This is a genomic window from Mesorhizobium shangrilense (assembly GCF_040537815.1).
Lineage (GTDB): Bacteria > Pseudomonadota > Alphaproteobacteria > Rhizobiales > Rhizobiaceae > Mesorhizobium > Mesorhizobium shangrilense.
In genome coordinates, this window is sequence record NZ_JBEWSZ010000010.1 from 23,871 (window position 1) to 49,470 (window position 25,600).

General features: G+C 61.1%; 23 protein-coding genes and 3 pseudogenes. 19 read left to right on the top strand and 7 right to left on the bottom strand.

Annotation, left to right across the window (positions count from 1 at the left end; translation table 11 throughout):
- Positions 1-160: 160 nt before the first annotated feature.
- The gene (locus ABVQ20_RS36575) at positions 161-2,251 is read right to left on the bottom strand and encodes a prolyl oligopeptidase family serine peptidase (RefSeq protein ID WP_354464687.1); all 2,091 of its coding nucleotides are present in this window, start codon (positions 2,249-2,251) and stop codon (positions 161-163) included.
- Between the two features lie 967 nt (positions 2,252-3,218).
- Positions 3,219-4,676, bottom strand: coding sequence for an NAD-dependent succinate-semialdehyde dehydrogenase (locus ABVQ20_RS36580; RefSeq protein WP_435528497.1), 1,458 nt, complete (start codon positions 4,674-4,676; stop codon positions 3,219-3,221).
- A 195-nt stretch (positions 4,677-4,871) separates the two neighbouring features.
- Between ABVQ20_RS36580 and ABVQ20_RS36585 the strand changes: the two genes are divergently transcribed.
- A complete protein-coding gene (locus tag ABVQ20_RS36585) occupies positions 4,872-5,066 on the top strand; it encodes a hypothetical protein (RefSeq protein ID WP_354464689.1) in 195 nt (64 codons plus the stop codon).
- Positions 5,067-5,151: 85 nt separating this feature from the next.
- On the opposite strand, the gene ABVQ20_RS36590 is transcribed toward ABVQ20_RS36585, so the two are convergent.
- Positions 5,152-6,549, bottom strand: a complete 1,398-nt coding sequence (locus ABVQ20_RS36590) for a M16 family metallopeptidase (protein ID WP_354464690.1) — start codon at positions 6,547-6,549, stop codon at positions 5,152-5,154.
- Between the two features lie 4 nt (positions 6,550-6,553).
- Entirely contained in the window at positions 6,554-7,864 is a 1,311-nt protein-coding gene (locus ABVQ20_RS36595) for a M16 family metallopeptidase (protein ID WP_354464691.1), read from the bottom strand.
- Positions 7,865-8,841: 977 nt separating this feature from the next.
- Between ABVQ20_RS36595 and ABVQ20_RS36600 the strand changes: the two are divergent.
- Together ABVQ20_RS36600 and ABVQ20_RS36605 are read left to right on the top strand one after the other, a co-directional pair.
- Positions 8,842-9,163, top strand: a pseudogene (locus ABVQ20_RS36600) (helix-turn-helix domain-containing protein); the annotation flags it as partial.
- Between the two features lie 181 nt (positions 9,164-9,344).
- A complete protein-coding gene (locus ABVQ20_RS36605) occupies positions 9,345-9,557 on the top strand; it encodes a cold-shock protein (protein WP_354464692.1) in 213 nt (70 codons plus the stop codon).
- 253 nt (positions 9,558-9,810) lie between these two features.
- Here the strand turns inward: ABVQ20_RS36605 and ABVQ20_RS36610 are convergent, their stop codons facing one another.
- Positions 9,811-10,278, bottom strand: a complete 468-nt coding sequence (locus tag ABVQ20_RS36610; RefSeq protein ID WP_354464693.1) for a Ros/MucR family transcriptional regulator — start codon at positions 10,276-10,278, stop codon at positions 9,811-9,813.
- A 557-nt stretch (positions 10,279-10,835) separates the two neighbouring features.
- Here ABVQ20_RS36610 and ABVQ20_RS36615 point away from each other — a divergent pair.
- Positions 10,836-11,924 carry a cytochrome-c peroxidase gene (locus ABVQ20_RS36615; RefSeq protein ID WP_435528494.1) on the top strand — a complete coding sequence of 363 codons (1,089 nt, stop codon included), beginning with the start codon at positions 10,836-10,838 and terminating at the stop codon, positions 11,922-11,924.
- A 442-nt stretch (positions 11,925-12,366) separates the two neighbouring features.
- Positions 12,367-12,723, top strand: coding sequence for a hypothetical protein (locus ABVQ20_RS36620; RefSeq protein WP_354464694.1), 357 nt, complete (start codon positions 12,367-12,369; stop codon positions 12,721-12,723).
- Positions 12,724-12,760: 37 nt separating this feature from the next.
- On the opposite strand, the pseudogene ABVQ20_RS36625 reads toward ABVQ20_RS36620, so the two are convergent.
- Both ABVQ20_RS36625 and ABVQ20_RS36630 read right to left on the bottom strand, forming a co-directional pair.
- Positions 12,761-13,033, bottom strand: a pseudogene (locus ABVQ20_RS36625) (YbaK/EbsC family protein); the annotation flags it as partial.
- Between the two features lie 610 nt (positions 13,034-13,643).
- Positions 13,644-14,489: pseudogene (locus ABVQ20_RS36630) on the bottom strand (Abi family protein).
- A gap of 567 nt (positions 14,490-15,056) precedes the next feature.
- Here ABVQ20_RS36630 and ABVQ20_RS36635 point away from each other — a divergent pair.
- The 14 genes from ABVQ20_RS36635 to hypB all read left to right on the top strand — a co-directional run bounded on the left by ABVQ20_RS36635 (position 15,057) and on the right by hypB (position 25,596).
- Entirely contained in the window at positions 15,057-15,512 is a 456-nt protein-coding gene (locus tag ABVQ20_RS36635; protein WP_354464695.1) for a hypothetical protein, read from the top strand.
- A 375-nt stretch (positions 15,513-15,887) separates the two neighbouring features.
- Entirely contained in the window at positions 15,888-16,973 is a 1,086-nt protein-coding gene (locus ABVQ20_RS36640) for a hydrogenase small subunit (protein ID WP_354464696.1), read from the top strand.
- 24 nt (positions 16,974-16,997) lie between these two features.
- Complete coding sequence (locus ABVQ20_RS36645) at positions 16,998-18,788, top strand: nickel-dependent hydrogenase large subunit (protein WP_354464697.1); 1,791 nt, start codon at positions 16,998-17,000, stop codon at positions 18,786-18,788.
- A gap of 12 nt (positions 18,789-18,800) precedes the next feature.
- Positions 18,801-19,520 carry a Ni/Fe-hydrogenase, b-type cytochrome subunit gene (cybH, locus tag ABVQ20_RS36650; RefSeq protein ID WP_354464698.1) on the top strand — a complete coding sequence of 240 codons (720 nt, stop codon included), beginning with the start codon at positions 18,801-18,803 and terminating at the stop codon, positions 19,518-19,520.
- A complete protein-coding gene (locus tag ABVQ20_RS36655; RefSeq protein WP_354464699.1) occupies positions 19,521-20,129 on the top strand; it encodes a HyaD/HybD family hydrogenase maturation endopeptidase in 609 nt (202 codons plus the stop codon).
- Between the two features lie 10 nt (positions 20,130-20,139).
- Positions 20,140-20,715, top strand: coding sequence for a nickel permease HupE (hupE, locus tag ABVQ20_RS36660; protein ID WP_354464700.1), 576 nt, complete (start codon positions 20,140-20,142; stop codon positions 20,713-20,715).
- 97 nt (positions 20,716-20,812) lie between these two features.
- Positions 20,813-21,109 carry a HypC/HybG/HupF family hydrogenase formation chaperone gene (locus tag ABVQ20_RS36665; protein ID WP_354464701.1) on the top strand — a complete coding sequence of 99 codons (297 nt, stop codon included), beginning with the start codon at positions 20,813-20,815 and terminating at the stop codon, positions 21,107-21,109.
- Positions 21,110-21,272: 163 nt separating this feature from the next.
- Positions 21,273-21,722, top strand: a complete 450-nt coding sequence (locus ABVQ20_RS36670; RefSeq protein ID WP_354464702.1) for a thioredoxin domain-containing protein — start codon at positions 21,273-21,275, stop codon at positions 21,720-21,722.
- Positions 21,719-22,567: a hydrogenase expression/formation protein gene (locus ABVQ20_RS36675; RefSeq protein WP_354464703.1), complete on the top strand. Its 849-nt coding sequence runs from the start codon at positions 21,719-21,721 to the stop codon at positions 22,565-22,567. The genes ABVQ20_RS36670 and ABVQ20_RS36675 overlap by 4 nt, the downstream gene beginning before the upstream one ends.
- Positions 22,564-22,779, top strand: coding sequence for a rubredoxin (locus ABVQ20_RS36680; RefSeq protein WP_354464704.1), 216 nt, complete (start codon positions 22,564-22,566; stop codon positions 22,777-22,779). The genes ABVQ20_RS36675 and ABVQ20_RS36680 overlap by 4 nt, the downstream gene beginning before the upstream one ends.
- Positions 22,769-23,293, top strand: a complete 525-nt coding sequence (hybE, locus tag ABVQ20_RS36685; protein ID WP_354464705.1) for a [NiFe]-hydrogenase assembly chaperone HybE — start codon at positions 22,769-22,771, stop codon at positions 23,291-23,293. Before ABVQ20_RS36680 ends, hybE begins: the two co-directional genes overlap by 11 nt.
- A gap of 41 nt (positions 23,294-23,334) precedes the next feature.
- Entirely contained in the window at positions 23,335-24,399 is a 1,065-nt protein-coding gene (locus ABVQ20_RS36690; RefSeq protein WP_354464706.1) for a nickel-dependent hydrogenase large subunit, read from the top strand.
- Complete coding sequence (gene hypA, locus ABVQ20_RS36695) at positions 24,392-24,733, top strand: hydrogenase maturation nickel metallochaperone HypA (protein WP_354464707.1); 342 nt, start codon at positions 24,392-24,394, stop codon at positions 24,731-24,733. Before ABVQ20_RS36690 ends, hypA begins: the two co-directional genes overlap by 8 nt.
- Positions 24,733-25,596, top strand: a complete 864-nt coding sequence (hypB, locus tag ABVQ20_RS36700; protein WP_354464708.1) for a hydrogenase nickel incorporation protein HypB — start codon at positions 24,733-24,735, stop codon at positions 25,594-25,596. Before hypA ends, hypB begins: the two co-directional genes overlap by 1 nt.
- The last annotated feature ends 4 nt before the right edge of the window (positions 25,597-25,600 follow it).

The window sequence follows — 25,600 nt, forward strand, 5'->3', positions numbered from 1 at the left end:
GACTGAGCGCTCCTGATCGCGAGAGCGATATGCGATCGGTGCAAGCGCACAGCGAAACTGCTCATGTCGAGTGAGACTGAGCACCGGTTATTTGCGCCGTTTCGTAGTCATCGACCTGTACTCACTTGGACACGTTGGCCCTTGTCTAGGTTCCGCCCACCTATCGAACCCGATCAGCTTGCCAGCCGATCGCACTGCGAAGGAAATTGTTGCCCAGGGCAATGAATGCGGCCCGCTCCCGGTTGTCCTTGCCGTAGCCGTGACCGCCCGCGCTGGGCTCGTAAAAGTAAGCCGGATAGCCAAGAGCCTGCAGCTTTGCGGCCATCTTGCGCGCGTGGCCCGGGTGGACGCGGTCGTCCCGCTTCGTGGTGGCGAGCAGGATCGGGGGGTAGGGCTGTCCCGGCGTCGCGGCGTGATAGGCGGAGATTTCCTTGAGGAAAGTCCAATCGGCCGGCTTGTCGGGATCGCCATATTCGTCAATCCAGCTCGCGCCCGCCAAGAGCTTGGTGTAGCGGCGCATGTCGACAAGCGGGATTGTGCAGAACAGCGCTCCGAAACGCTCAGGGTAGCGGGTCAGCATGTTGGCGATCAGGAGACCGCCATTTGAGCCGCCCTCGGCGGCAATCCGCCCCGGCCGCGTAATGCCCCTTCGCACGAGGGCGGCCGCAACGGCGGCGAAATCATCATGGGCGAGACGCTTTCCCTGTCTGCGTCCCGCCTCGTGCCAACGGGTGCCGAACTCACCACCTCCCCGAATGTTCGCCACCACCCACGTGCCGCCGCGTTCGAGCCACAGCTTGCCGATCGAGGAGTTGTAGTAGGGCAGGAGCGATATGCCGAACCCGCCATAGGCGGTGAGGTGAACCGGGGCATCCCCGTTCCCGTTCGCCGGACCGACCTGCGTATAGGGGATCATCTCACCATCAATTGAGACCGCCTCGTGGCGCGTGACCACCAGCCCGGATGCGTCGAAATTTTCCGGGTTGCGCTTCAGCATTACTGAAGCGCTGAGAGGCGGCGCGGCATCGAGGTCGAACAGGAGAAGCTGCGGCGGCGTGATCGGATCCTGAGCCCAAACCAGGACGTCTCCGTTGGTCTCGTGAAGTTGCGCATCGAGTGACCGAAGGTTAACAGTCCCGTGGCCGGGCACGGTGTCCAGGGCTCGGCGCGTCCATTTCTGCCGGCCCGGAGTGAACGTCTCGAAACGCGGAACGAGGTTCACCAGGTAGGAGATGATGAGCTCGCCGTTATTCCAGAAAAATGACTGCAGGGAGCGCCTCTCGCCTGGTTCAAATAGGGTGACGAAGCCGCGCTCGCCGGCCATGAAAGAGGAAAGCGAGATGCCGACCAGCGCGTCGGTGGCATAGGTAGTCCCTCCAACCGTCCAGGGTTTGCGCGGCTTTACCGCCAGCCAGTCATCGAAGCCATTCCACCAGGCGTCCCGAGGAAGGTCGATCTCAACCTTCGGCCCGCTTCTATCGCCAATGCGGACTATCGTCTCGAAGTAGGCCGGCTTTTCGATAAACCAAAGGCGCTCGCTTTCGGCGGTGCGGTCCAGATGGCCAGACACGCCGAGGGTTTCGGAACCGGTCTCGAAGATTGCCGGCGCAGCGAGCGGATCCGCGCCACGCTTCCACAGGCGCACGGTGCGCGCGTAGCCGGAGCGGGTGGCCATGCCATCACCAAGCGCGCTGGAAAGCAGAAGCGTGTTGGGGTCGAGCCAATCAATGCCGCCCTTGGCCTCGGGGAGATTGAAACCGTCCGCGACCAAGCTCAGAGTCCCCAGGTCGAATTCGCGATGCACGACCGCATCGCTGCCGCCGCGCGACAGGCGCAGAACGGCTTTTTCCCGTCTCTCCGGCTCGATCGACGCGCCGCCCCAGATCCAGTCCTCTCCATCGCTAACGGCGAGGGCGTCCAGATCGAGTAGTAGCTCCCACCGGGGATCCGCCTTCATGTAGACGGCAAGGGTGGTCCGGCGCCACAGTCCGCGCGGGTTATGGGCATCTTGCAAGAAATTGTAGAGGTGCTGACCGCGGCGGGTGATCAGGGGAATCTTGTCGGGACGGTCGAAAATCGCTGTCAGGGCCGCGCGGTCGCGCTCGAACCGCGTTCCACCGAAGTGGCCCAGTGTCCTGGCCGACTGGCTGGCGGTCCAGCCAAGCGACCGTTCGCCTTCTATATCTTCAAGCCAAAGGTAGGGATCATCGTCGGGAGCATTCAGCGTTGGACGGAAATCGAATGCGGTCATGTCCGGACAACCTGACGAATGAAAGCGCAAAGGCTTCCGTCGGCTTGGGAACGCTCAGTGTTCGCGGCGGCGACCGCATGTTCGAAAAGCGTGATCATAGGATGAGGTCTTCTCAGTCGGTGCGGCGCGGCAGTGCGTTTGCGGATAGGACTGCATGTGTCGTGCCAACTAGGAAAATCGTTTCAGAACAATGCGATCACTCTGATAGCGTTGTGTCGCATGTCCGACATCGTCGAAGATCCGACAATGGCTACAACCGTAGGCGCCTGATCGATCGTGCGCGAGATCGCAGGACACCCTGCAAAACTCAAGCAGTGAAGCTCACAGCGAACTGTTGGGACGCAACATCTTTGCTCCAAGACGCTTCACGTACCCGGCTTCTATCGGCAGATACCCATGAGTTGACGGACGATCTGAGCGACAAGGCGCAGACCCCAAGGATCGCCCGATGTCGATCTGAGCTGATGTCGCGCAAGCCTCAGTCAAGTAGCGTTCGCCCTGCCGGACGCAGGCGAGCCACGCGATGCCCTGGGCTACCGGCAAGCGTCTGCGTATCAACATTGAGGCCGCCCGCAGAAGCTTCAGTCGATCGAGCGAGGGTTCGCTGCCATGGGGTGGAACCGATGAAGTCGCTGATCTACCGGCCCACGCGGCGCGCCACTGCAAACAAGCCCTTCGTTGTAGAGACCTTGTTCGGGCCACTTGCCGGACTGCAACTCGAAACGTTCGAAGCCTTCTCGGCGAGGACCGCCTGGTCGCTCGCAAGCTTGTCGCCCGCCACATGCGCCCCTTCGCCGACAACCAGGCGCTTGTCGCGTCGAGAGAATATCCAGCCAGTACTTCAGAATTGCGTCCCCACGGGTTGCAGAGCCGCACGCCGGCACCCATCGAGCAGCGATCTTTCGATTCCCGTCTTCGGAGATCGCTCGTGCAATTGCCGGATCTGCGAACCGCGCAAGCAGATGCTTCAGATCCCGCCCATGCAGAGATATTTCATTTCGAGGTAGTCCTCGAGGCCATGGCGGGAACCCTCACGCCCGATGCCGGACTGCTTGATCCCGCCGAAGGGTGCCGCTTCCGAGGACATACGTCCGGTGTTGATACCGACCATGCCATATTCCAGGGCCTCGGCCACACGCCAGACACGCTTCAGGTTTGAGGCAAAGAAATAGGCGGCGAGGCCGTAAATCGTGTCATTGGCCTCACGCACGACCTGATCCGCATCGTCGAAGCGAATGATCGGCGCCAGCGGCCCGAAAGTCTCTTCCTGCGCAACCGCCATCACGCTGGAAATCTCGGTAAGGACCGTCGGCTGGAAAAACGTGCCATCCTTGCCGATACGATTGCCCCCGCATCGAATTGTGCCGCCTTTGGCAAGGGCATCGGCGATGTGCGACTCGATCTTGGCCAGAGCATGCTTGTCGATCAGCGGTCCGATGTCCACTCCGGCAGCGAAGCCGTCACCAGCCGATAGGTGGCGGACTTTCTCCACGAATTTCTGGACGAACTCGTCGTGAACGTTCGATTGGACGTAAAGGCGGTTCGCCGAAACGCAAGTCTGGCCCGCATTGCGGAACTTCGCCTGGATCGCACCGTCGACCGCAGCGTCGATATCGGCATCATCGAAGACGATGAAAGGTGCATTGCCGCCCAGCTCGAGGCTGACCTTCTTGATCTGGTCCGAGCACTGGCGCATCAGCAGCCGGCCAACCTCGGTCGACCCGGTGAAGCTGATCTTGCGGACCTTGGGATTGGCGCAGAGTTCACGGCCGACGCCATCACCTTCGGATGCATAGATCAGGTTGACGACGCCTTCGGGAAAGCCAGCCTGATAAGCGAGGGCGAACATTGCGCCAGCCACGAGCGGCGTCTGTTCAGCGGGCTTGAGGACAATGGTGCAGCCCGCGGCCAAGGCTGGCGAGATCTTGCGTGCCACCATGGAGGCTGGGAAGTTCCATGGTGTTATCGTTCCGACGACGCCGATCGGTTGCTTGATCACCATCATCCGACGGTCCGTCGATGGTGCGGAGATGGTCTCGCCATAGATGCGATTGGCCTCCTCGGCGTACCACTGCAGGTACGCCGCAGCATGCGATACCTCCGATTTGGCTTCGGCAAGCGGCTTGCCCATCTCCGCCGTGAGGATTGCGGCGAGATCGTCGGCATGGTCGATGATCAACTGATGCCAACGCCACAGAACGTCGCTGCGCTCACGTGCGGTCAATCCTGCCCATCCAGGCTGCGCGACATAGGCCTTGTCGATCGCAGCGCGTGTCTCCTCGACACCCATGTCGGGAAGGTCCGCCAGCACTTCGCCGGTCGACGGGTTGAGGACCTCGAATGTCCGCTTGCCAATCCGCGTGCCAAGTACCGGCAGGCGATCAATGGGTCCAAACAGCTCGGGGGCTTTCAGGTGGCGGATCATCGGCAGGCACAGCGGCAATACCGTTCCTCTTCAACGCAGCGAGTGTATGTAGCAGGCTGCGATGTATTCCGCGACGTCCGGGTTCCTTAGGGCCTCGGCCAGGCAGCTGGTAGACCACCGTACCCAACCGGAGAGGGAGAACACTTTGAATTCTCCGAAGATGGCTCGCGGTTCCATTAGTCGAACGAATGAACAATGGACATCGGCTTCGCCATCCACACGCAGTGGATGCTGGCGGCCTACGCCCAGTCTGCGGGCCACGATCCCCCGTTCTCTAGCCGCCTGAAGAAAGGTTGGGGTGAGAAGGAGCGCGCCACACTTAGGCGGATCGAACGCCTGAACCGGCAAATGCCTCTCAAGGCCCGCGAAAACCGCTCCGCGGGCCTTTAAAAAACCTCACTAGCCGCCAAACCGGACTTCGCTCCACACGCGAAAAGGCCTCAAGGGGACAAGGAAGACGAAGGGGCTCCTGGGCTTATCCTTTGCCCCCCAGCGGCGGACCAACGACCATAATGGCGGGCTCGGCCGAAAGCAGCTTCTTCGCCGCTGCCTTGACCTGGTCGAGCGTCACCTGATCAATGAGGGCGGCGCGGCGCTGGATGTGGTCGATGCCGAGGTTGTCCAGCTGCAACCCGACGAGCGTGGCTGCAATCGAGCTGGAGGAATCCAGATAGTTGATGGCATAGGCGCCGATCAGATGTTTCTTGCTCGCCTCGAGCTCGGCCGCCGTCGGCCCCTGCTGTGCCATATCCTTCACCACCTGATGCACGATGCTCAGCGTCTCGGCGGCGCGGTCCGAGCGTGTCGCCGTCGTAACCAGCAGCGCATTAGAATGCTCGTCATCGACCAGATTAGAGCCGACGCCATAGGCAAGGCCGCGCTTTTCCCGCACCTCCTCCCACAGGCGCGACGTGTATGGCGAGCCGCCGAGGATATCGTTCATCAGCAGCGCCGCGTAGAAATCTGGCGCGCTGTGTCCGACGCCTGGAAAAGCCAATTGCAGCGAGGTCTGCGGAAGGTCGTAGTTCACCTCCACCTGCTGTCCGAGTTTCGCGGCGACATCGGCTATGGGGGCGAGGGTCTGCTTCTGAGGCAAATCGCCGAACAGCTGGTCAAGCTTTTCACTCAGCCTCTTCGCGTCAATGTCGCCAACCACGGCAACATGGAGCCCGTCGCGAGCGAAAATGGCCTTGTGGAAGGCGCCGAGATCGGCCGGCGTTATGCCGGCCATGCTCACTTTGATCCCTTCGTCCGGCCTCGAATAAGGATGCGTGCCGTAGATCGCGCGCAGCCATTTGCGCTGAGCGATCGCATCGGGGTCGGGCTCATCGGCGATGATGCCGGAGAGCACCTGGGCGCGGATGCGGTCGACCGGCGCCTGGTCGAAGCGCGGCCTGTTGACCGCGAGCCTGAGCAGATCGAAAGCGGCGTCCTTCCGCAGGGAAAGCATGCGCATCGAGCCATGGATGCCGTCGCGCTGCGCTTCAAAGCTCATCTCGGCGCCGGCATCGTCGAGCTTTACCTGGAAGGTCTCGCTGTCGAGATCGCCGGCGCCCTCGTCGAACAGGCCGGTCATCAGATGAATGAGCCCCTCCTTGCCGACCGGGTCCTGCGTGGTACCGCCCTCGAAGACAAAGCGGATGGCCACGATCGGCACCGTATGGTCCTCGACCAGCCAGGCATTGATGCCCTTTTCAGATTTTACTTCCTGGATGTTCATCGCCGCATGGGCAGTGAGCGCCGGCAGGATGAGGAAGAAAATGGCGATGAAAAGGATGGCCAGCGGGGTGGCGAGGCGCGCGACGCTGCCTTCTGCCGCTGAAAGCGGAAAAGGCAGGGCTTGAGCAAGGGCGGCACGGTGTTGGTTCGTCATCACATCAATTCTCCGTCTTGGGCAAGAGATAGCCGGTGGTCGAATGGTCGGGCACGAGATAGCGGGCGGCGACGGCCTTCACCTGATCGGCGGTGACCTTGCGGATGCGGTCCGGCCATTCCTCGACATCTTTTACGCTGCCGCCGGTGGCAAGCGTTGAGCCATACATGTGGGCCAAGCAGGCGGGTTTGTCGCGGGCGAGGATCACCGAGCGGACACGGCGGTTCTTGGCCTTGTCTAGCTCGTCATCGGTCACACCGTCCTTGACGATGCGGGCGACCTCGGCATTGGCCGCCGCTTCCAGATCCGCGAGCTTGGCATCGCCGCGCGGCGAGGCGTAGATGGCAAAATTGGTGGCATCCAGCATGGTGCCCTGGAAATTGGCGCCGGCCTCGGCGGCAATGCCCTGCTTCACCAATAGCTGCTGGTAGAGCCGGCTGCGGTTGCCGCCGCCGAGGATATCGGCCAAGAGGTCGAGCGCCTCGGCCTCGCCAGGTTCGGCAGTATGATAGGACGGCACCACCCATTGCGTCGAAAAGCTCGGGACCGAAACGCGCGCGTCGGTCAGTGTCACCGTACGCTTGGTGTTCTGCTCCGGCTCAACCGGCCGGATGCGGGCTAAACCAGGACCAGCCGCAACCTTTCCATACGTCTTCTCGGCGAGCGCCTTCACCGTTTCCGGCTCGACGTCGCCAGCCACCACCAGCACGGCATTATTGGGCCTATAATATAGGTCGTAGAAAGAGACCGCGTCGTTCCAATTCAGCTTCTCCAACTCCTGCATCCAGCCGATAACCGGGATGCGGTAGGGCTGGCTCTGCCATAACGTCGCGTCGACCTCCTCTTCCAGAACCGCCTGCGGATTGTTGTCGATGCGCGAGCGGCGCTCCTCCAGGATCACGTCGCGCTCGGTCTTGATATCATCATCGTTGAGGATGAGGTTGAACATGCGATCGGCCTCGAAGCTCATCATCTGCTCCAACGCCGAAGGCGCCACCGTCTCATAGAAGGCGGTGTAGTCGTAATCGGTGAAGGCATTGTGCGCGCCGCCGACGGCGGAGACGGCGCGGTCGAACTCGCCGGCGGCATGGTTGGTCGTCGCCGCCTTGAACATCAGATGCTCGACGAAATGGGCTATGCCAGATTTGCCCGGCGGCTCGTCGGCGCTGCCGACATTGTACCACACCATATGGGTGACGATCGGCGCACGGTGATCGGGGATGACGACCACCTCCATGCCGTTGTCGAGCAGGAAATCCGTCACCTTGCCATGATCGTTGGCGGCAAGAACCGGAGCGGTCGTCGCGAGAACCAACGCGGTCGCAATGAATGACCTGCGCCGCCAGTGGGGCCGAAGTTTGATCGATGGCTCCGGTTGTGGTGTCGGGTCGACCGGCAAGGCTCGAGGCAAAGTGATTTGTTCCTCATTTTGAAGGCGCTTCGTCCCCGTCTCCTCTTGCGCGAGAAGGTGGATCGTCGCGCAGCGCCGAGCCTGATGAGCAACCGTCTTCGTGTTGCCAGGCCCTGCTCGAGCCTCATCTCTGGATGGGTTCGGGAGACCCGCGGCGCTATTTTTCGATGAGGTGATCATGGGACGGCTTCTCCTTGGTCCGTGACGCGTTTGCGCATGACCCCGCACGTGCCGTGCCAAATGAGAAAGCCGTTTCGCCAATGTGATAATTCGGGCTCTGCTATGTTGCGTATCCGACATTGTCGGACATCGGACACCCCTGAACGCGAAGCGCTTGCGACGATATCTTGCTTGTGCGGAAGACCATTGAGCGTGCTGCCGCGGCGGGGGATAGGAAGCTTCTCGAATCGGCGGCGGCACTGAGAGGGTCGGAATGAAGACGATGCTGGTCGCCGCAGAACGCTGTCGTCGACAAGCAGGCCAGGGTCGACGCTGAACGAGCAGAGGAGTCAGGAGCCTTGGCTGGTAGGGAAGGGAAGGTGGCCGCCGGGCTATTCGCAGTGGAGGTGGCGGAGAGGCGACGCGGAGCTTGGCAGGCCGATTTCAAGGAGGCGCTCAAGGAAGACACCTGGGTAAAGCGTGACATTGCCAGGTCTGGCCTCCGCAACGTGATTGATCAGTTGCCAGTGTTGTCCAAAGCTATCAGGGATCGCGAGGCAATGTGTGTACACCTCCCGACAAGATCGCGGGCTGCTAGACGCTGGGCCGTGCACCCAAGCCGACAGGGAGCGCCTAGCTGTGAGCTTTCGGGGAGGTAGTCCATTCGGACCCCCCGATGGAGACTGGAGTTACCAGGCTTCAGCATCCATCGGAGGGTTCGAATGAACATCCACAGGAATGCCCGTCTCACGCCGCTTCGTCGAGAGGAGATGGCGCTGTCGGCAATAGAAGGCGCATTCCAAAGCCCATGCGGCGCGCGTCTGCGGCGTGTCGGCGAAGATCGTGGCGCGCTGGGTCTAGCGCTATAAGGCCGAAGGGCGGGCCGGCATGGTCGACCGTTCCTCGCGGTCTGCCGATATGCCCCAGGTCACCGCTACGTCGATCGCCCATAGTGGCGTAGCGGCGGCAACGTTGGCCGGCAAGCACATCGCCATGGAGGTCGGCGCCTCGCCCGCCACCGTCAGCCGGGTTCTCAAGCGTGCCGCCGGGGTTATGCACTAAGGTGGCGAAGTGAACCACCCGGCCATTGACCCAGTGGCGCCACCATCAGTAGATCGAGCCGGGCCCTGCAATTTTTCGTTATTGCATTGCCTAAAGTGTCGGCTATGTATCGGACTGGCCTGACGGCCTGCCCACGTTGCAATTGTTACAAAGGAATACGCATATGGCGACCGGAACAGTGAAGTGGTTTAACAGCAGCAAGGGATTTGGATTTATCCAGCCCGACAATGGCGGTCAGGATGTTTTCGTCCACATTTCCGCTGTCGAACGCGCGGGCCTTTCGACCCTCAATGAAGGTCAGAAGATCAACTATGAGGTCGAACAGGACCGCCGCACTGGCAAGTCATCCGCTGGCAGCCTCAGCAAAGCTGGCTGATTTTTCGGCTGCGTCCCGCAAGAGCCGGAAGCACGCGGCACGTCACCGGACGGGGCTGACCCGCTCGACAGGAGTGAGCGAGAACATGGCTTGACCGGAGAATCGGTCAGCAGACTGCTGCAAGCCGTCGCGAATTCCTGAAACCAGGCTGTCTGCAAAGACAAGGCGGGGTTGCTCCCCCCGCCCTTTCATATTCCGCGCAGATCATGCCAATGGCAGCAGCGCACTCCAAAACGAATCTCGGTTGCCGAGATTAAGCCGCGACCTTCTTGCGGGTCCGCTTCGCCGACGCCAGCGTTTCCGGCTCCTTCGGTTTGCGGCCGAGCCCCATCGTCTTGGCCAATGCCGAGCGCGCTGCGGCGTAGTTCGGGGCGACCATGGGATAATCCGACGGCAGGCCCCATTTGGCGCGATATTCGTCCGGCGTCAGCCCATAGTGCGTCGACAGATGGCGCTTTAGCGATTTGAATTTCTTCCCGTCCTCAAGGGAGATGATGTAGTCCGGTGTCACCGACTTCTTGATCGGGACTGCAGGCTTGACGACCAGCTGCTCTTCTGCTGCGGAGACGCTTCCGGCGGTGCCCTTCAAAGCCGCATGCACTTGTCCGATCAGAGCAGGGAGGTCCCCCACCGGAACTGGATTGTTGGAGACATAGGCTGAGACGACATCGGCGGTGAGCTCGATGAGGGTGTCGATGTTTTTGTCGGCTTCATCTGTCATGAAAATCTCCAGGCGGATTGAAACATAGTCGGCGAAGCGTCGCTTCATAGTGGGGGTTGCCGCCGAACGCAACAAGTGTCTCGACAGGATTATTGGGATGCTCATCCAGCATCGAGGTCAATAGCGCCGCATCCCACCGTCATGCACGTTGATGCGCTCGGTGTTGGCTTTCCCGTAACTGGGTCGGAGTTGGCTTTGATTCTCGATCCCCTCCGTTTGAATTTTGCAAAATGAAAAAGCCGGAGTTATTTCGCGCCGCTGAAGGGTTCGTACGTCATCGGATACATGGCTTCGACCCCTCATGGTCTCCATGATGCTTTCCGCCTTGACATTGTCATGGTGGTTGTCGCCACCCCCAAGGAACCAACCCGGCCGTCAGCGCGAGCAAATTGCGATGGCGCCCGGCCACGTGTTGGGATCCACGGTCGGTGCGATGGACACAGGCTGGGTGGCGGTTTCTGCCATTCGATCACACGCCCGATAAAGTCTGGCCGTCAGGCCCGGTCCTCTCCCGCCGTTGATCTAGCGCAGGGCGTTCACGAACCGCATATCCCACAATGGCTTCCGTGCACAACGCTCGGAGATCATTTATGAAAATGTTATTCACTGCGATGGCTGTCGCCTTGCCGACCGCCACCGCTTTTGCTGCGGAACCGATCCCCGCCGACCTCAGAGAAACGGCACTGGGCACTTTCAAGGCTTTGCCGTCCACCACGCCGGCAGTCGCCAACAACCCGATCACACCGGAAAAGATCGCCCTCGGCAAGGCATTGTTCTTCGATCCGCGCGTCTCGGCGTCAGGCGTTTTGTCGTGCAACTCGTGCCACAACCTGGCCACCGGGGGCGACGACAATCTTGAAACCTCGATCGGCCATGGTTGGCAGAAAGGACCGCGCAACGCGCCGACGGTACTGAACGCTGTCTTCAACATCGCGCAGTTCTGGGATGGTCGCGCCGAAGACCTGAAGGCTCAGGCCAAAGGACCGGTCCAAGCCGGTGTCGAAATGGCCAACACACCGGATCAAGTCATCGCGACGCTCAAGTCGATGCCGCAATATGTCGATTGGTTCGATGCAGCTTTCCCCGGTGCGGCCGATCGCGTCACCTTCGACAACTTAGCCAAGGCAGTTGAAGCCTTTGAAGCAACACTGGTCACGCCGGCGCCCTTCGATGCTTTCCTCAATGGCGATGACGCCGCCATGGCTTCCGAACAGAAACAGGGCCTAGCGCTTTTCATGGAGAAAGGGTGCTCCTCCTGCCATGCCGGTATCAACGTTGGCGGGGAGGCCTATTACGCATTTGGCATTGTTGAAAAGCCCAGCGCCGAGGTGCGGCCGGAAAAAGACAAGGGCCGCTTCGCCGTCACCAATTCAGCCGACGATTCCTATGTTTTTCGCGTGGCGCCGCTGCGCAACGTGGCGCTCACCGCGCCATACTTTCATTCGGGCAAGGTTTGGGATCTGAAACAGGCCGTGGCCATCATGGGGACTACCCAGCTCGGCGAAGAATTGAAGGCCGAAGAAGTCGACCTGCTCGTTGCCTTCCTTAACTCGCTGACCGGAAAGGTACCCGAGGTCGTCTTGCCTATCTTACCCGCCGAAACGGCGACAACGCCTCGACCTGTATCGCAGATCTTAGGGAAATAATGGCCGGAGCTGGCTACGGAAAGTCGCAATCAAGAATGATTGCGACTGGGACGAGACGATCGTGACCTCTTTGAGAAAGGCAATGCCGGGCATGATCCCAAAGTGCAGACAATGCTTCCCTCGCCAGCACGTTGTGATGGCATCATGCTGGGTATCTGGCGCGAGTCAGGCCAAAGGGGTTCGAAAGGTTGCAGGATTGTCGCAGATACTACAACGAGGAGCGCCCATATGAGGCGATAGGGCACAAGGCCCCGGTCGCCGGTCTCAGTCTGTGCCAAAGTCAACGGCGTTTCACCGCCCTGTTCCGCTAATTCCCAGCACAGTCACCTGTTCGTTTTGTCAGAAGCTCTCTTGACTAATTGGCGGCGATGTACAGGCTTTCCCGAGAGCTTAGTCTCACACTGTGCAAAGCCCTCTTACTGCTGAGGGAAGGGAGGGACGCTTGGACGAGCACGATCCGAAGGAAGAGCTGATCGAGACGATTTTCCGCAACGGCACGGTCACCGTGGTGGGCATCCTGCTTGCCTTTTCGCTCGGCTTCGTCACGCATTGGGCGGCAAACCCCGTGCCATGGCGGCTCTACGACCTATTCGCCGTTGTGCCGATCCTGGTCGGCATCGCGTTGCAGATGCGGGCGCTGTCCAAGCTGCTCGACATGAGTTCGCTGCGCCGACCCATCTACGAACGCGCCAACCGCATCTTCATGGCCGGCCTCATCCTGACCGCGTTCGGCGTCGGGCTGGCCATCCTGCTCGATGTCTTCGAGGTGTCGGCGAAGGGCACGCTGCCCGGCGCTTAACGGCCTGTCACTGCGCTTTGGCTGCCGCTCATCACTGTCAGTCGATCATTGCATGCGCCGCAGGTCCGCCATCTTGGCAGTCTCGCACCATTTGGCGCCGATTCTTACCCGCTGCATTGATTACGCCGGCCGCCGGCACCACGTGATCGTAGGCGCAGCGACACATCGCAATAGACCGGCAGTGGCGAGGCGAGGCCGAAGGGGCAAACGCCCCAACCGGGTGGCCAGTGATTTCCATCACGTGCTCGGCGTCCAGCGCGCGTGGCTGGCCGTCGAACGCATCACGCGATTTGCGGTTGTCGATGCGCGCGTCAAGCCGCCAACGCCGACGGCGATGCCGATGCGACTAGACTTATATTAGTGGATGTTAAATTTAGAACTTTTCGGCTTGCCGGAAATTAGGGTCTCGGTGGCATAGCCCCGCATGGCTTTTGCGGTGTTGACAGGAAGACCGATGCGCGGGCGTGGATGGATCAAAGCGTTGCGTCAGGACGAGGCTCGGCAGGTGCGTGCGCGCATAGCCGAACTGGAGCGCGACCTCATGGCGACCACACCTCAGGGGCGCCATAGGCGGCACGAAGCGGGACATGAACTTCGCAATGCGAAGTTCCGCCTGGAGCGTCTCGAGGAATGCATCGCCGAAATACCGGAGAAATGTAGGCGTTAGCGGAAGCTTCGCCGCTCTCAATCCTTGCCGCGCTGTCGGCTGGTCGGCCGGGGAACATATAACGCGGGTTACTCTCGGGAAGAGCCGGTTGCGCGAAATCCGCCCGCGCGGATCTGTGAGGGCGAAAGCCGAATGGCTGAGCTACTCGACCACGACCCGACGAAATGTCCGGCATAAGGTAGCAAACGCCACCGGGTGCAATTCAACCTATTGATTGGGAACGTTTTTTTGCGGGCACTACCAACCCTTAGGATCAGTATCCCGCTTCTGCAGGCCGCACCTCGGGATGGCGTCGAATAATCTTGTCGACTATGTGGGCCGGGTCCCCGCGTTTTTCGAGGAGATAATCCAGGCACTCTAGGATGGCTTTGAGCTTTTTGCCGGGAGCCGTCGGGAGGGAAGCGCTTCGCTGGGTGCTGGGCTGCTTTTGAAAACTGCGGTTAAATAGACGATCATGGTGCGCGCATATGTTGCGCAGATCGACCAGGCATTCCAGCCAATTTGTGAATACGTGGTCGGAGCTGACCCCGAACTGCGTGGCTATCGCGGTCCTTGTTGTTCCGTTGAGGCATTGGAAGATACGCGCAGCCGCGCCAAAGGTGAGAAATTCCTTCATGGTCTAAATCGGTTGCATGATTGGCGTGCCATAGGTATCACGATAGTGCTTGGCGCGACTGTCTTTCGATTTCTCATACACTCTAGCAAAAGTCTGGAGTGCATTCAGATTGGATGCTGGGTCGCGAAAGGCATTCACTTCATAGTAGGGGTGACTGCCATAGTTATGGCTAAGCGTTTCCGAGATAGTGTTCCGTAGCAGGAGTTCGAACTGGCCAACAGCGGAGAAGCAGGCATCCCTCAATTGCATATCGCATTCGTAGAGACGAATGATGTCCTTATAGGTAGTACCTGGATCGAAGGGGCGGCCGGGGTCACTAAGTTGCCGGCGACTTAGAAAATAGATGCGCAACCGCTCATAGCCAATGGCTTCTATCTTGCGGGCTGCCACGCTAGGGCGCAGGATTACCAATCCCTTCCCTCGCAGGTGGGCTATTCGTTGTGCTGCTGTGGCGTGTGGTTTTGTATACGGTACGAGAGCCATTCAACAAAACGAAGGGCCGCCCTTTTGCACTCCCCGAAGGGATCGTGTGGCAGCCCGTGACTTCCCAGACATAAGCTAAGTGAGTGCGATTTTCAAGGGATTTGTCATCTTGACTTCTCAAGACCGATTGCAGGAAACCGCCCCTTCCACGTGGAACTCAAAGGCTGGGCCGATTTGATGTGCGAACGTATTTACCGCACCTGCCGCACCCTTGCGACCAGATGGTGCCCCTGGAAAAACTCCGGCATTAGGCAGCAAAGAACCGCCACGTCGGCATCGGCGACATTAACCATCTACCTCTTTCTCGATCGACTCCCGTCTGCCTTCCAGGTATGAGCCCGCCCCATGTTCAGGACGGCGCACATACAGCTCTGATCTTTCGGTGACCGCGCGGCCACTGCGAGTGCTGTGTGCCTGCAACCTGGAGCCTGAACATGACTGCCATCCAATTCGTCATCGCCTCGACCGTCGTGCAGCCTGCTGCCACGGTCCTGCACGTCCCCGTTCCGTCCGGAGGCTTGGAAATACGCGGATCAGCCGCTTACCAGGCAAAGGAGGGGCTGAGCGTTGGCCACGTCCGAAAATCAGCCCAAGGGACAGCACTTCCTGCTGTCGCCCGCGTGCCGGACGCTCACCGTCATGGACTTGGCAAAGGTCCGCGAGGCGACGGCCCATGGCTGGTTCAAACGCATGCGCTGCCCACAGACTGACGGCGAACTGTTCTGCCCGAAGTGCGGCACGCTGCGTTGCTGCTCGATGAGCCGCGGCCGCTTCAAATGCTCCGACAAGGCCTGCAAGGCCGTGTTCACCGTCGTCGGGCACGGTCTTCGCGTCACGCAAGCTCAGCTTCAAGAAAATGGTCATGTCCATCTGGCTTTCGGTGAATTCCGTCAAGGGCAAGGCGCGCTGCAGCTCTCGCGCGAGATCGGCGTGCAGTTCAAGACCGCCTGGGTATACCATCGCGGCGGCTCTACAAACTCAGCCATTTGTCGGGCATTAGGTAGCAAAAACCACCAGACCTAAAATGGCATCCCCGCCCCCTGGTTCCGGTGAAAACGGAGCCTTGAACGACAATAGCGTAAAGCAGAAGCAGGCCGACTTGGTCGAAAGGCCGCGCAGATTGCAAGGGAGCAGGCCGAGATTCAGGAAGAGCGCGCTGGACCGCGTCATCATGAGCTATGAGCCTGACTACCAGGCGTCAGCGATGGCGGGAACTGAATGCCGTGACCGTTCTCGAAAGGTCAAGCCGTTGTCATCCGGGCTGAAAGCCGCGATCAGTGGCGTAAACAAGCGTCAAACTGCAATGTAAATTGGTCCGCTTCTTGCTGCAGGCATTTCTGACAGAGCCCGGCGTCCATCCGGGCGATGCGATGGGGATGAAATTGCTGGAGGAGCAACATGGCAGCTGCCGAAACCTTATATGACGTCATTCGTCGCCAGGGGATCACCCGGCGCAGTTTCACCAAGTTCTGCAGCCTGACGGCCGCGAGCCTCGGTTTCGGCCCGGGTGGCGCGACAGCGATGGCTGAAGCACTCGAGACCAAGGAACGCGTTCCCGTCATCTGGATGCATGGGCTCGAATGCACCTGCTGTTCGGAGAGCTTCATCCGCTCGGCCCATCCGCTCGTCAAAGACGTCGTGCTGTCGATGATCTCGCTCGACTACGACGACACGATCATGGCGGCCGCCGGCCATCAAGCGGAGGCGATTCTCAAAGAGACGAAGGAGAAGTACAAGGGCAAGTACATCCTCGCCGTAGAGGGCAATCCGCCGCTCAACGAGGACGGCATGTTCTGCATCGACGGCGGCAAACCCTTCGTTGAGAAGCTGAAGTGGATGGCCGAGGATGCCATGGCGATTATCGCCTGGGGCGCCTGCGCCTCTTGGGGCTGCGTCCAGGCGGCCAAGCCGAATCCGACCCAGGCGACACCGATCGACAAGGTCATCCTCGACAAGCCGATCATTAAGGTACCAGGCTGTCCTCCGATCGCGGAGGTGATGACCGGGGTCGTCACCTTTATCACGACCTTCGGCAAGCTGCCGGAACTCGACCGGCAGGGCCGGCCCAAGATGTTCTATTCGCAGCGCATCCACGACAAGTGCTACCGCCGACCGCATTTCGATGCCGGCCAGTTTGTCGAGGAGTGGGACGATGAGGGCGCACGCAAGGGCTACTGTCTCTACAAGATGGGCTGCAAGGGCCCGACCACCTACAATGCCTGCTCTACCGTGCGCTGGAACGGTGGCGTTTCCTTCCCGATCCAGTCAGGTCACGGCTGCATCGGCTGCTCGGAAGACGGGTTCTGGGACAACGGCAGCTTCTATGACCGGCTGACGAACCTCCACCAGTTCGGCGTCGAGGCCAACGCCGACAAGGTCGGCATGACCGCCGCCGGCATCGTGGGTGGCGCAATCGCCACCCATGCCGCGGTGACCGCCTTCAAGCGCGTGACCACCAAGCGCGAAAAAGCCGACGCATCATAATCACTCTCGGCGAGGAACAGCATCGTGACAATTCAAACACCCAACGGCTTCACACTGGACAATTCGGGCAAGCGCATCGTCGTCGATCCGGTCACCCGCATCGAGGGACATATGCGGGTGGAGGTCAATGTCGACGAGAACAACATCATCCGGAATGCGGTCTCGACCGGCACCATGTGGCGCGGCATTGAAGTCATCCTAAAGAACCGCGACCCCCGCGACGCATGGGCCTTCACGGAGCGCATCTGCGGCGTCTGCACCGGCACGCATGCGCTGACCTCTGTACGCGCTGTCGAGAATGCGCTCGGCATCACCATCCCGGACAATGCCAATTCGATCCGCAACCTGATGCAGCTGGCGCTGCAGGTCCATGACCATGTCGTGCACTTCTACCATCTTCATGCGCTCGACTGGGTGGACGTGATCTCTGCGATCTCGGCCGATCCGAAGGCGACCTCGGCGCTCGCGCAGTCCTTGTCCGACTGGCCGCTTTCCTCGCCAGGCTATTTCAAAGACATCCAGACCCGGCTCAAGAAATTCGTCGGGTCAGGCCAGCTCGGACCCTTCAAGAACGGCTATTGGGGCAATGCATCCTACAAGCTGCCGCCGGAGGCCAATCTCATGGCGGTGGCGCATTATCTGGAGGCGCTCGACTTCCAGAAGGAGATCGTCAAGATCCACACGATCTTCGGCGGCAAGAACCCGCATCCAAACTGGCTGGTTGGCGGGGTACCCTGTCCGATCAATATCGACGGGACTGGTGCGGTCGGCGCCATCAACATGGAACGGCTTAACATGGTCGCCTCGATCATCGACCAGATTATCGAGTTCAATGACAAGGTATACGTTCCCGACATCATGGCCATCGGCTCCTTCTACAAGGACTGGCTCTACGGAGGCGGTCTGTCGGGCAAGAACGTGCTAGCCTATGGCGACGTACCCGAGCACGTCAACGACTACTCCGAGGCAAGCCTGAAGCTGCCGCGCGGCGCGATCATCAATGGCAATCTCGCCGAAGTGCTGCCGGTCGACCATGAGGATCCCGAGCAGATCCAGGAATTCGTTACCCATTCCTGGTACAAATATCCCGACGAGACAAAGGGCCTGCATCCCTGGGACGGGGTTACCGAGCCACACTACGAACTCGGCCCCAACGCCAAGGGGACGAAGACCAATATCGAGCAGCTCGACGAGGCCGCTAAATATTCCTGGATCAAGGCGCCGCGCTGGCGCGGCCACGCCATGGAGGTCGGGCCGCTCGCCCGCTGGGTCGTCGGCTACGCCCAGAACAAGGCGGAGTTCAAGGACCCGGTCGAAAAGGTGCTCAAGGATCTCGGCCTTCCGGTTTCAGCCCTCTTCTCGACACTCGGCCGCACGGCAGCCCGTGCGCTCGAATCGAGCTGGGCCGGCCACCAGATGCGCTATTTCCAGAACAAGCTGATCGCCAATATTAAGGCCGGCGACTTCTCTACGGCCCATATCGACAAGTGGAAGCCGGAAACCTGGCCCAAGGAGGTCAAGGGCGTCGGCTTTACCGAGGCCCCGCGCGGCGCGCTCGCGCACTGGATCAAAATCAAGGACGGCAAGATCGACAACTACCAGTGCGTCGTGCCCACCACATGGAACGGCAGCCCCCGCGATCCGGCAGGAAATATTGGCGCCTTCGAGGCTTCGTTGATGGATACGCCGATGTCAGACCCCACCCAACCGCTCGAAATCCTCAGGACCATCCATTCTTTCGATCCGTGCCTAGCATGCTCGACGCATGTCATGAGCCCGGACGGTCAGGAAATGGCCAAGGTCCAGGTCCGGTGAGGAGGATTAGTCATGACTATCCATGAAACTCTCGCAGCCGCCGACGCCCACGGCGAAAAGGCCGTCGAGCGCCAGAGCATTTATGTTTACGAAGCCCCGGTGCGCATCTGGCACTGGGTCAACGCCGTCTCGATCCTGACGCTCGCGCTAACCGGCTATTTCATCGGCTCGCCGCTGCCTTCCGTGCCGGGCGAGGCCAGCGCCAATTTCCTGATGGGGTATATCCGCTTCATCCACTTCGCGGCGGGGCAGGTCCTTGCCGTGTTCCTTATCCTCAGGGTCTACTGGGCCTTTGTCGGCAATATCCATGCCCGCCAGATCTTCTATGTGCCCTTCTGGAGCGGCCGCTTCTGGAAGGAATGGCTGCATGAGTTGCGGTGGTACACGTTCTTGGCCCGGCAGCCGAAGTATGTCGGCCACAATCCTCTTTCCCAGTTCACCATGTTCCTGATGTTCACGCTGCCGCTCTTCTTCATGGTGATCACTGGCTTTGCGCTCTATAGCGAGGGTGCCGGCCGCGACGGCTGGGAATATGCGCTCTTCGGCTGGGTGTTCTCGATCTGGCCCAACAGCCAGGACATCCACACATTCCACCATCTCGGCATGTGGGTAATCCTCGTCTTCGTCATGGTTCACATTTATGTGGCGATCCGCGAGGATATTATGAGCCGACAGAGCATCATCTCGTCGATGATTTCCGGCGAACGGCTCTTCAAGGACAGGGAGGACTAGATGGTCGCCCCAAATCCCTTGGCCTCTTCGCCTTCCCCGCGGATTCTCGTGCTTGGCATAGGCAATATCCTCTGGGCCGATGAAGGCTTCGGCGTGCGCGCGGTGGAAACCTTCCACAAGGCGTATCGGGTGCCTGACAATGTCACCGTCCTCGATGGCGGCACGCAGGGGCTCTATCTCGTGCAGTTCGTCAATGAACACAATCGTTTGATCGTGTTCGACGCCATCGACTACGGCCTCGAGCCGGGCACGATGAAGATCGTGGAAGACGACGAGGTGCCGAAATTTACTGGCGCCAAGAAGATGAGCCTGCATCAGACCGGCTTCCAGGAGGTGCTGAGCGCCGCTGACCTCATGGGGCACTATCCCGATCGGCTGGTTCTCATCGGGTGCCAGCCGCTGGATCTCGAGGACTGGGGCGGCCCGCTGACGACGCGGGTCAAGGCAGTCATACCGCGCGCAATCGAAACGGCAGTAGGAATATTGCGGGACTGGGGCGTCGTCGTCGCTGCGCGACCGGAAGGAGCAGCGGTTCGGCCACTACTTGAAAACGACATCGATTTCGAACGTTACGAGCGCCGAGCCGAATCGGCCGCATTGCGCTATTGAGGAGGATATCATGAATTTCCGCAGGGTTGCGGCGTCGCTCGTCGCGATGGCGCTACCGGGCATCGCCCACGCGCATATCGGCCTTCACACCGACGGCGCGCTTGCCGGCTTCAGCCATCCGTTCAGCGGTCTCGATCATATCCTGGCGATGATCGCGGTTGGCTTCTGGGCCTTGACGCTGGGCGGTAAAGCCCAATGGATCGTTCCCTTGGCCTTCGTGACGGTCATGGCGGTGGGGGGCGCCCTGGGCATTTACGGCCTCGCTTTTCCAATGGTGGAAACCGGGATCGCGCTGACCGTCGCGCTGCTCGGTCTGCTGGTTGCTTTCGAAGTGAAGGTTTCAACGTCGGTCGCGGCGACGGTGGTTGGAATATGCGCGCTCTTCCATGGCCAGGCCCATGGCGCCGAACTTCCGGCGATGGCGCATGCTGGCGGCTATGTGGCGGGCTTCATGGCTGCCACGGTCATCCTTCATCTCACCGGTTTCGGGCTGGCCTTGTTGAGGTTCGGCAACGCCCAGCGAGTTGCCGCGCGGATCGCCGGCGTGGCCATTGCCCTTGCCGGTGCAGTCCCGCTGGCCGGCTGAACTTCTCCCAGGGCTGAGGCCGGTCGGGAGCCGTGTGGGCACCCTGCGCACCGCGGCTCCCGATTTCATAAGATCTGGACGACGGAGGAGGAGCATCATGTGCATCGGCATTCCCATGCGGGTCGTCGCCGGCAATGAGTTCGTCGCCCACTGCGAGCGACATGGCCGGATATCCTCGATCTCTCTCATGCTGGTCGGCCCACAACCGCCGGGAACCTACCTACTCACCCATCTCGGCTCCGCCATCCGGGTGCTGGACGCCGACGAGGCCCGCGCCATCGACAACGCACTCGCGGGTCTTGCTGAAGCTGTCGAGGGGAGGGCTTTCGACGCCCTCTTTGCCGATCTCACCTCGCGCGAGCCGGAATTGCCGCCGCATCTGCGTAGCGAGTGAAAAGAAATTTTCCAAAGTGGAAGGACTTTCCATCCAGATGCCCGCGATACTTTGTACGGAAATTTGTCTTCCAGATCAGCGGAATCTCACTTTCCCAAGTCTGGCACGCCGCTTGCTCCTCATTTCCTTGGAATGTTTTGCATCGTGATTTGTGGAGGAGACTATGCCATCTGTCCTGGTCCGCGCCCTGAGCGAGCGGGCGCGCCTGCCCCTCATCGACGAGACGAATATCGATGCCTTCCTCGCTCCGGCGGCGGGTCAACCCGACAATGCCGTGCTGTTCTTCACCGGCGTTCCGTCGCAGCGGCCGGAAGCCGATGACGTCGCCGTCGTCCTCCCGCATATCCTCCAGGCCTTCCAAGGCCGCTTGCGCGGCGCCGTGGTCCTCCGCACGGCCGAAGACAAGCTAAAGGCCCGCTTTAACGTCGTTGTGATGCCGAGCCTCGCCGTGACTCGTCGAGACCAACCGGTCGGCGTGCTGGGCAAGATCCGCGACTGGTCCGAATATGTCGAGAAGATCAGCGCCTGGCTCGCGCCCGACGCGCCGGTCATGGTGCCCTCGGGCGGACCGAAGGTCGAGATCACCCATGCCGGCAAGGAGATCGTGCGATGAAGGCCGGATTCTGGGTCGCCCCCGAGGCCGAGGATGCGGCGATGGCGGTGATGCCCCCGATCGGCTCCGAGCCGCCGCTGCGTGCCCGCAAGCTCAATTTCCTCGCCACCAGCAGCGCCGAGGAAATGATCCGCCGATGTCGGCGGACGGCGATGCTCCTGCCGGAACTCGCTGACGCGCTCGCCGTTCAGAAGGCCGACCGGCCGGGCCGGCTATTCGACATCACCGATTTCCCCGACGACGACAAGGAACTGATCGCCCAGACTCTCGGCGAGGGCGAGGTCGCCGGCGTCGCGGCATTGGCGAACGGCATCACGGCCCGGATGCAGGAGGCGGTGATGGCTGGCGTCTGGCGCGTCCGTTTCACCGACGGTGAGGGCCGGCTCATTGCCGACTATATCGAGGTCGCGAGCATTCCCGCCGCTGTCAAAGAGGCGTGCTCGGCGCTGCCGGGCTCGATCAGCCACGGGCCGGCGCCGACCGGCGCCATGAACGTTATGCCCGTGCTAACCGAGATCGGTGATCGCATCGCCCGTTACAGCGACGGTCCGGGCCATATCATCACCTTCTCGCTCTTCCCGATGAGCCCGGAAGACATGGCCTTCCTGCAGGAAACGCTGGGTGCCGGGCCAGTGCAGCTCACCTCGCGCGGTTACGGCACCTGCCGCATCGCAGTGACCGGCACGCGCAATGTCTGGTCGGTCCAGTTCTACAACGCCATGGGCACGATCATCCTCGATACGTTGGAGATCTGCGACATTCCCTCGGTCGCGATCGCCGCCGAGGATGATTTCCGCGACTCCGAGGCGAGGCTGCGTGAGATCGAGGAGGCCTATTTCAAATGAGCGCCTTCGAGAATTTCGGCAAGCGCGAGACCATGTCGGACGACGACCAGATGGAATGCGGTATCTGCTGGTATGTCTATGATCCCGCTGAGGGTGACCCGGTCTGGCAGATTGCTCCGGGGACGTCGTTTGCAGACCTGCCGGAAGACTGGCGCTGCCCAAATTGCGATGCGCTGCAATCGAAGTTCATGAGGCTAGGTGATGGACGCTGACGTCGCAGAGACGGCCGAGATCGATCCCGCGCAGGCGCTCGGCCGGCGGCTCGAGGCCTGCTACCGGCACATTTACGCGACCGCCATGGCCGATGTGCCGATCTGCAATCCCGCGCTTGGCATTGCCTCGACCGGTTTTCGAACTTACGGCGGTCGTGCGTTCGGCATCGTGACTACACCATGGTTCATGAATCTCGTGGCAGCGGATCTGCCGCAGGGCCCTTCCTCCGCCCCAGCTGCCACCGGTACGACCCTCCGTGTCAGCCTGCCAGCGGGTGAGGTCGAGTTCATTGCCGGTGAACTCGATGCGATTGACCGTGTCGATTCCTGCTCGCTGTTTTCGCCGGTCTTCGAGTTCGCGACGATGGAGGCTGCCCTCGAAACAGCGGACGAAGCGGCCCGGGCCTTCTTTGATCCTGCCACGCTCGAACCGCCGCCCGCCCCGCCCGCGGCGGTCAACCGGCGTGACCTGTTGCGCGGGCATTTCCGAAGGCGCGAGGAGGCGTCGCAATGACATTCCTTCTCGGGCCAGGCACGATAAGGATCGACGTAACCGTGTCGCGCGCGCTTGCCTGTTCCGTCGCGGTGAAGGCGAACCGCCCGCAGGGGCTGACGCGCATGTTCGTCGGCCGCAGGCCCGAAGAGGCGCCCCCTCTTGCTGGTCAAGTCTTTTCGCTCTGCGGTTTTGCGCAATCCGTAGCGGCGCGGCTCGCCGTCCTGAATGCAGCGGATATGGCGATGAAGGTGGACGAACGGATCGGCTCCGGCGCCGGATTGCTCGCCGAGCGGATTTTCGAAACCTTGCGGGCGCTCATCCTCCATTGGCCATGCCCCCTGCCGGAATCGTTCGGCGCAACCGCCGGTAGACATCTCCGCGAAGCGCTGGCCGCTTCGCAAAAGATCATCGCCGCGGCCAAGGCCGGGCAAATCGACAGGGCGCATTTGGGGGCCGCCGCTGCGCGGCTGTCTGCGGCGGCCAGCGCGCTCGGCATCCCGAGCCAGGGCGACACACCTTTGCCGGAATCAGCCTGCGCCGCGATGTTGCAGGATATAGGCGACGATCGGCTCTTCAATGGCCGGCGGCCCGATCCACTGACCATCAATGACGATCCGGAAGTCATCGCCCGGCTTTGCGCTGAGCCTGGCTATGCAAGCGTGCCGCATCTCCAAGGCCGCGTCGCGGAGACGGGCGCGTATGCCCGGCTCGCCGCCGATGACGTGGGGGCTTCCCATCTGGTCCAACGACTGCGAGCCCGCATCAACGACGTGCGCCTCTGCCTCAAACAACTGACGGCTCTCGCAGCAACCGGCAAGTACGACGGAGCATCACTCGCCTGCGGCGGGGCCACGCCGGGCGCCGGTGGCTACGGTGCTGTGGAATGCGCGCGTGGCCGGCTCTATCATCAGGCCGAGATCGGCGGCGACGGCAGGCTTTCGTCCTATCGCATCCTCGCCCCGACCGAATGGAATTTTCATCCCGCCGGCCCCTTCGTCGAGACACTGCTGTCGTCACCCGTCGGGACCGATGAGGCCGCCGTGAGATCGGTGTCGCGGCTCGCGGTCCTGTTCGATCCCTGCGTGGCCTTTGAGGTTAAAGTTCGTGAGGCCGCACATGCATGAAATGTCGCTGATGGAGAGTGTGATCGAGATCGTCTGCGAGACGGCGTGGCAGAACGGCGCGACACGCGTCAAATCGGTCCGGCTCGATGTCGGCGTGCTGAGCCACGTCGAGCCGGACGCGCTGATGTTCTGTTATGAGGCCGTGCGATACGGCACGATTGCGGACGATGCGACGCTCGAGATCAACCGCATTGCCGGCGAGGGCTGGTGTCTCGACTGCGGCAAGACGGTCGCCTTGGAGGAGCGGTTCGGCGCCTGCCCGGACTGCGGACGGCATCGGGTCCAGATGACGGCAGGCGACGAATTGAAGATCAGGGATATGGAGGTGAGCTGATGTGCACGGTATGCGGTTGCGGGACTTCTTCTATCGAGGGTCACAAGCACGAGGAGGGCGGGCACCGTCACAGCCATGACCATTATCACGACCATGACCACCACCCCCATGGCGATGGCGGGCATGATCATCACCATGCCGCGGACAGCAGCGTCCATTATGGCAAGGGGATCGCCGGCGTCAATGTGCCAGGCATGAGCCAGGAGCGGATCATCCAGGTGGAGAGAGACATCCTCTGCAAGAACGACGCCTATGCGGAAGAGAACCGGCGATATTTTGAGCGCCAGGGCATCTTTGCGCTCAACTTCGTCTCCAGCCCCGGCTCGGGCAAGACCAGCCTGCTGGTCCGCACGATCAATGACCTAAAGGACCGCCTCACGATCTCGGTTATCGAAGGTGACCAGCAGACCTCGAACGACGCGGCTCGGATCCGCGAGACCGGCGCCCGCGCCATCCAGATCAACACGGGCAAGGGCTGCCACCTCGACGCCCACATGGTGGGCCACGCGGTTGAGGATCTCGCGCTTGAACCAGGCTCTGCGCTCTTCATCGAGAATGTCGGCAACCTCGTCTGTCCCGCCGCCTTCTATCTCGGCGAGGCCCACAAGGTTGTGGTGCTGTCAGTCACCGAAGGCGAGGACAAGCCGCTCAAATATCCCAACATGTTCGCCGCCGCGGACCTGATGATCCTCAACAAGGTCGACCTTCTGCCGCATCTCGATTTCAATGTCGGCCTCTGCATCGCCAACGCTCTGCGCGTCAATCGGCGCCTCCAGACGCTGACGGTCTCCGCCCGCACGGGACAGGGCATGGAAGCCTTCTATGCCTGGCTCGAGGCATCCGCCGCCCACTGGGCCGCGTGACCGA

What these genes read in the sequence shown, in the direction of transcription:
- hypA (WP_354464707.1), top strand. Translation starts at nt 24,392, where the DNA reads ATGCATGAAATGTCGCTGATGGAGAGTGTGATCGAGATCGTCTGCGAG.
- ABVQ20_RS36580 (WP_435528497.1), bottom strand. Translation starts at nt 4,676, where the DNA reads ATGATCCGCCACCTGAAAGCCCCCGAGCTGTTTGGACCCATTGATCGC.
- ABVQ20_RS36675 (WP_354464703.1), top strand. Translation starts at nt 21,719, where the DNA reads ATGAAGGCCGGATTCTGGGTCGCCCCCGAGGCCGAGGATGCGGCGATG.
- ABVQ20_RS36610 (WP_354464693.1), bottom strand. Translation starts at nt 10,278, where the DNA reads ATGACAGATGAAGCCGACAAAAACATCGACACCCTCATCGAGCTCACC.
- hupE (WP_354464700.1), top strand. Translation starts at nt 20,140, where the DNA reads ATGAATTTCCGCAGGGTTGCGGCGTCGCTCGTCGCGATGGCGCTACCG.
- hypB (WP_354464708.1), top strand. Translation starts at nt 24,733, where the DNA reads ATGTGCACGGTATGCGGTTGCGGGACTTCTTCTATCGAGGGTCACAAG.
- ABVQ20_RS36665 (WP_354464701.1), top strand. Translation starts at nt 20,813, where the DNA reads ATGTGCATCGGCATTCCCATGCGGGTCGTCGCCGGCAATGAGTTCGTC.
- ABVQ20_RS36680 (WP_354464704.1), top strand. Translation starts at nt 22,564, where the DNA reads ATGAGCGCCTTCGAGAATTTCGGCAAGCGCGAGACCATGTCGGACGAC.
- ABVQ20_RS36670 (WP_354464702.1), top strand. Translation starts at nt 21,273, where the DNA reads ATGCCATCTGTCCTGGTCCGCGCCCTGAGCGAGCGGGCGCGCCTGCCC.
- hybE (WP_354464705.1), top strand. Translation starts at nt 22,769, where the DNA reads ATGGACGCTGACGTCGCAGAGACGGCCGAGATCGATCCCGCGCAGGCG.
- ABVQ20_RS36575 (WP_354464687.1), bottom strand. Translation starts at nt 2,251, where the DNA reads ATGACCGCATTCGATTTCCGTCCAACGCTGAATGCTCCCGACGATGAT.
- ABVQ20_RS36590 (WP_354464690.1), bottom strand. Translation starts at nt 6,549, where the DNA reads ATGACGAACCAACACCGTGCCGCCCTTGCTCAAGCCCTGCCTTTTCCG.
- ABVQ20_RS36640 (WP_354464696.1), top strand. Translation starts at nt 15,888, where the DNA reads ATGGCAGCTGCCGAAACCTTATATGACGTCATTCGTCGCCAGGGGATC.
- ABVQ20_RS36655 (WP_354464699.1), top strand. Translation starts at nt 19,521, where the DNA reads ATGGTCGCCCCAAATCCCTTGGCCTCTTCGCCTTCCCCGCGGATTCTC.
- ABVQ20_RS36585 (WP_354464689.1), top strand. Translation starts at nt 4,872, where the DNA reads ATGGACATCGGCTTCGCCATCCACACGCAGTGGATGCTGGCGGCCTAC.
- ABVQ20_RS36615 (WP_435528494.1), top strand. Translation starts at nt 10,836, where the DNA reads ATGGCTTCCGTGCACAACGCTCGGAGATCATTTATGAAAATGTTATTC.
- ABVQ20_RS36605 (WP_354464692.1), top strand. Translation starts at nt 9,345, where the DNA reads ATGGCGACCGGAACAGTGAAGTGGTTTAACAGCAGCAAGGGATTTGGA.
- cybH (WP_354464698.1), top strand. Translation starts at nt 18,801, where the DNA reads ATGACTATCCATGAAACTCTCGCAGCCGCCGACGCCCACGGCGAAAAG.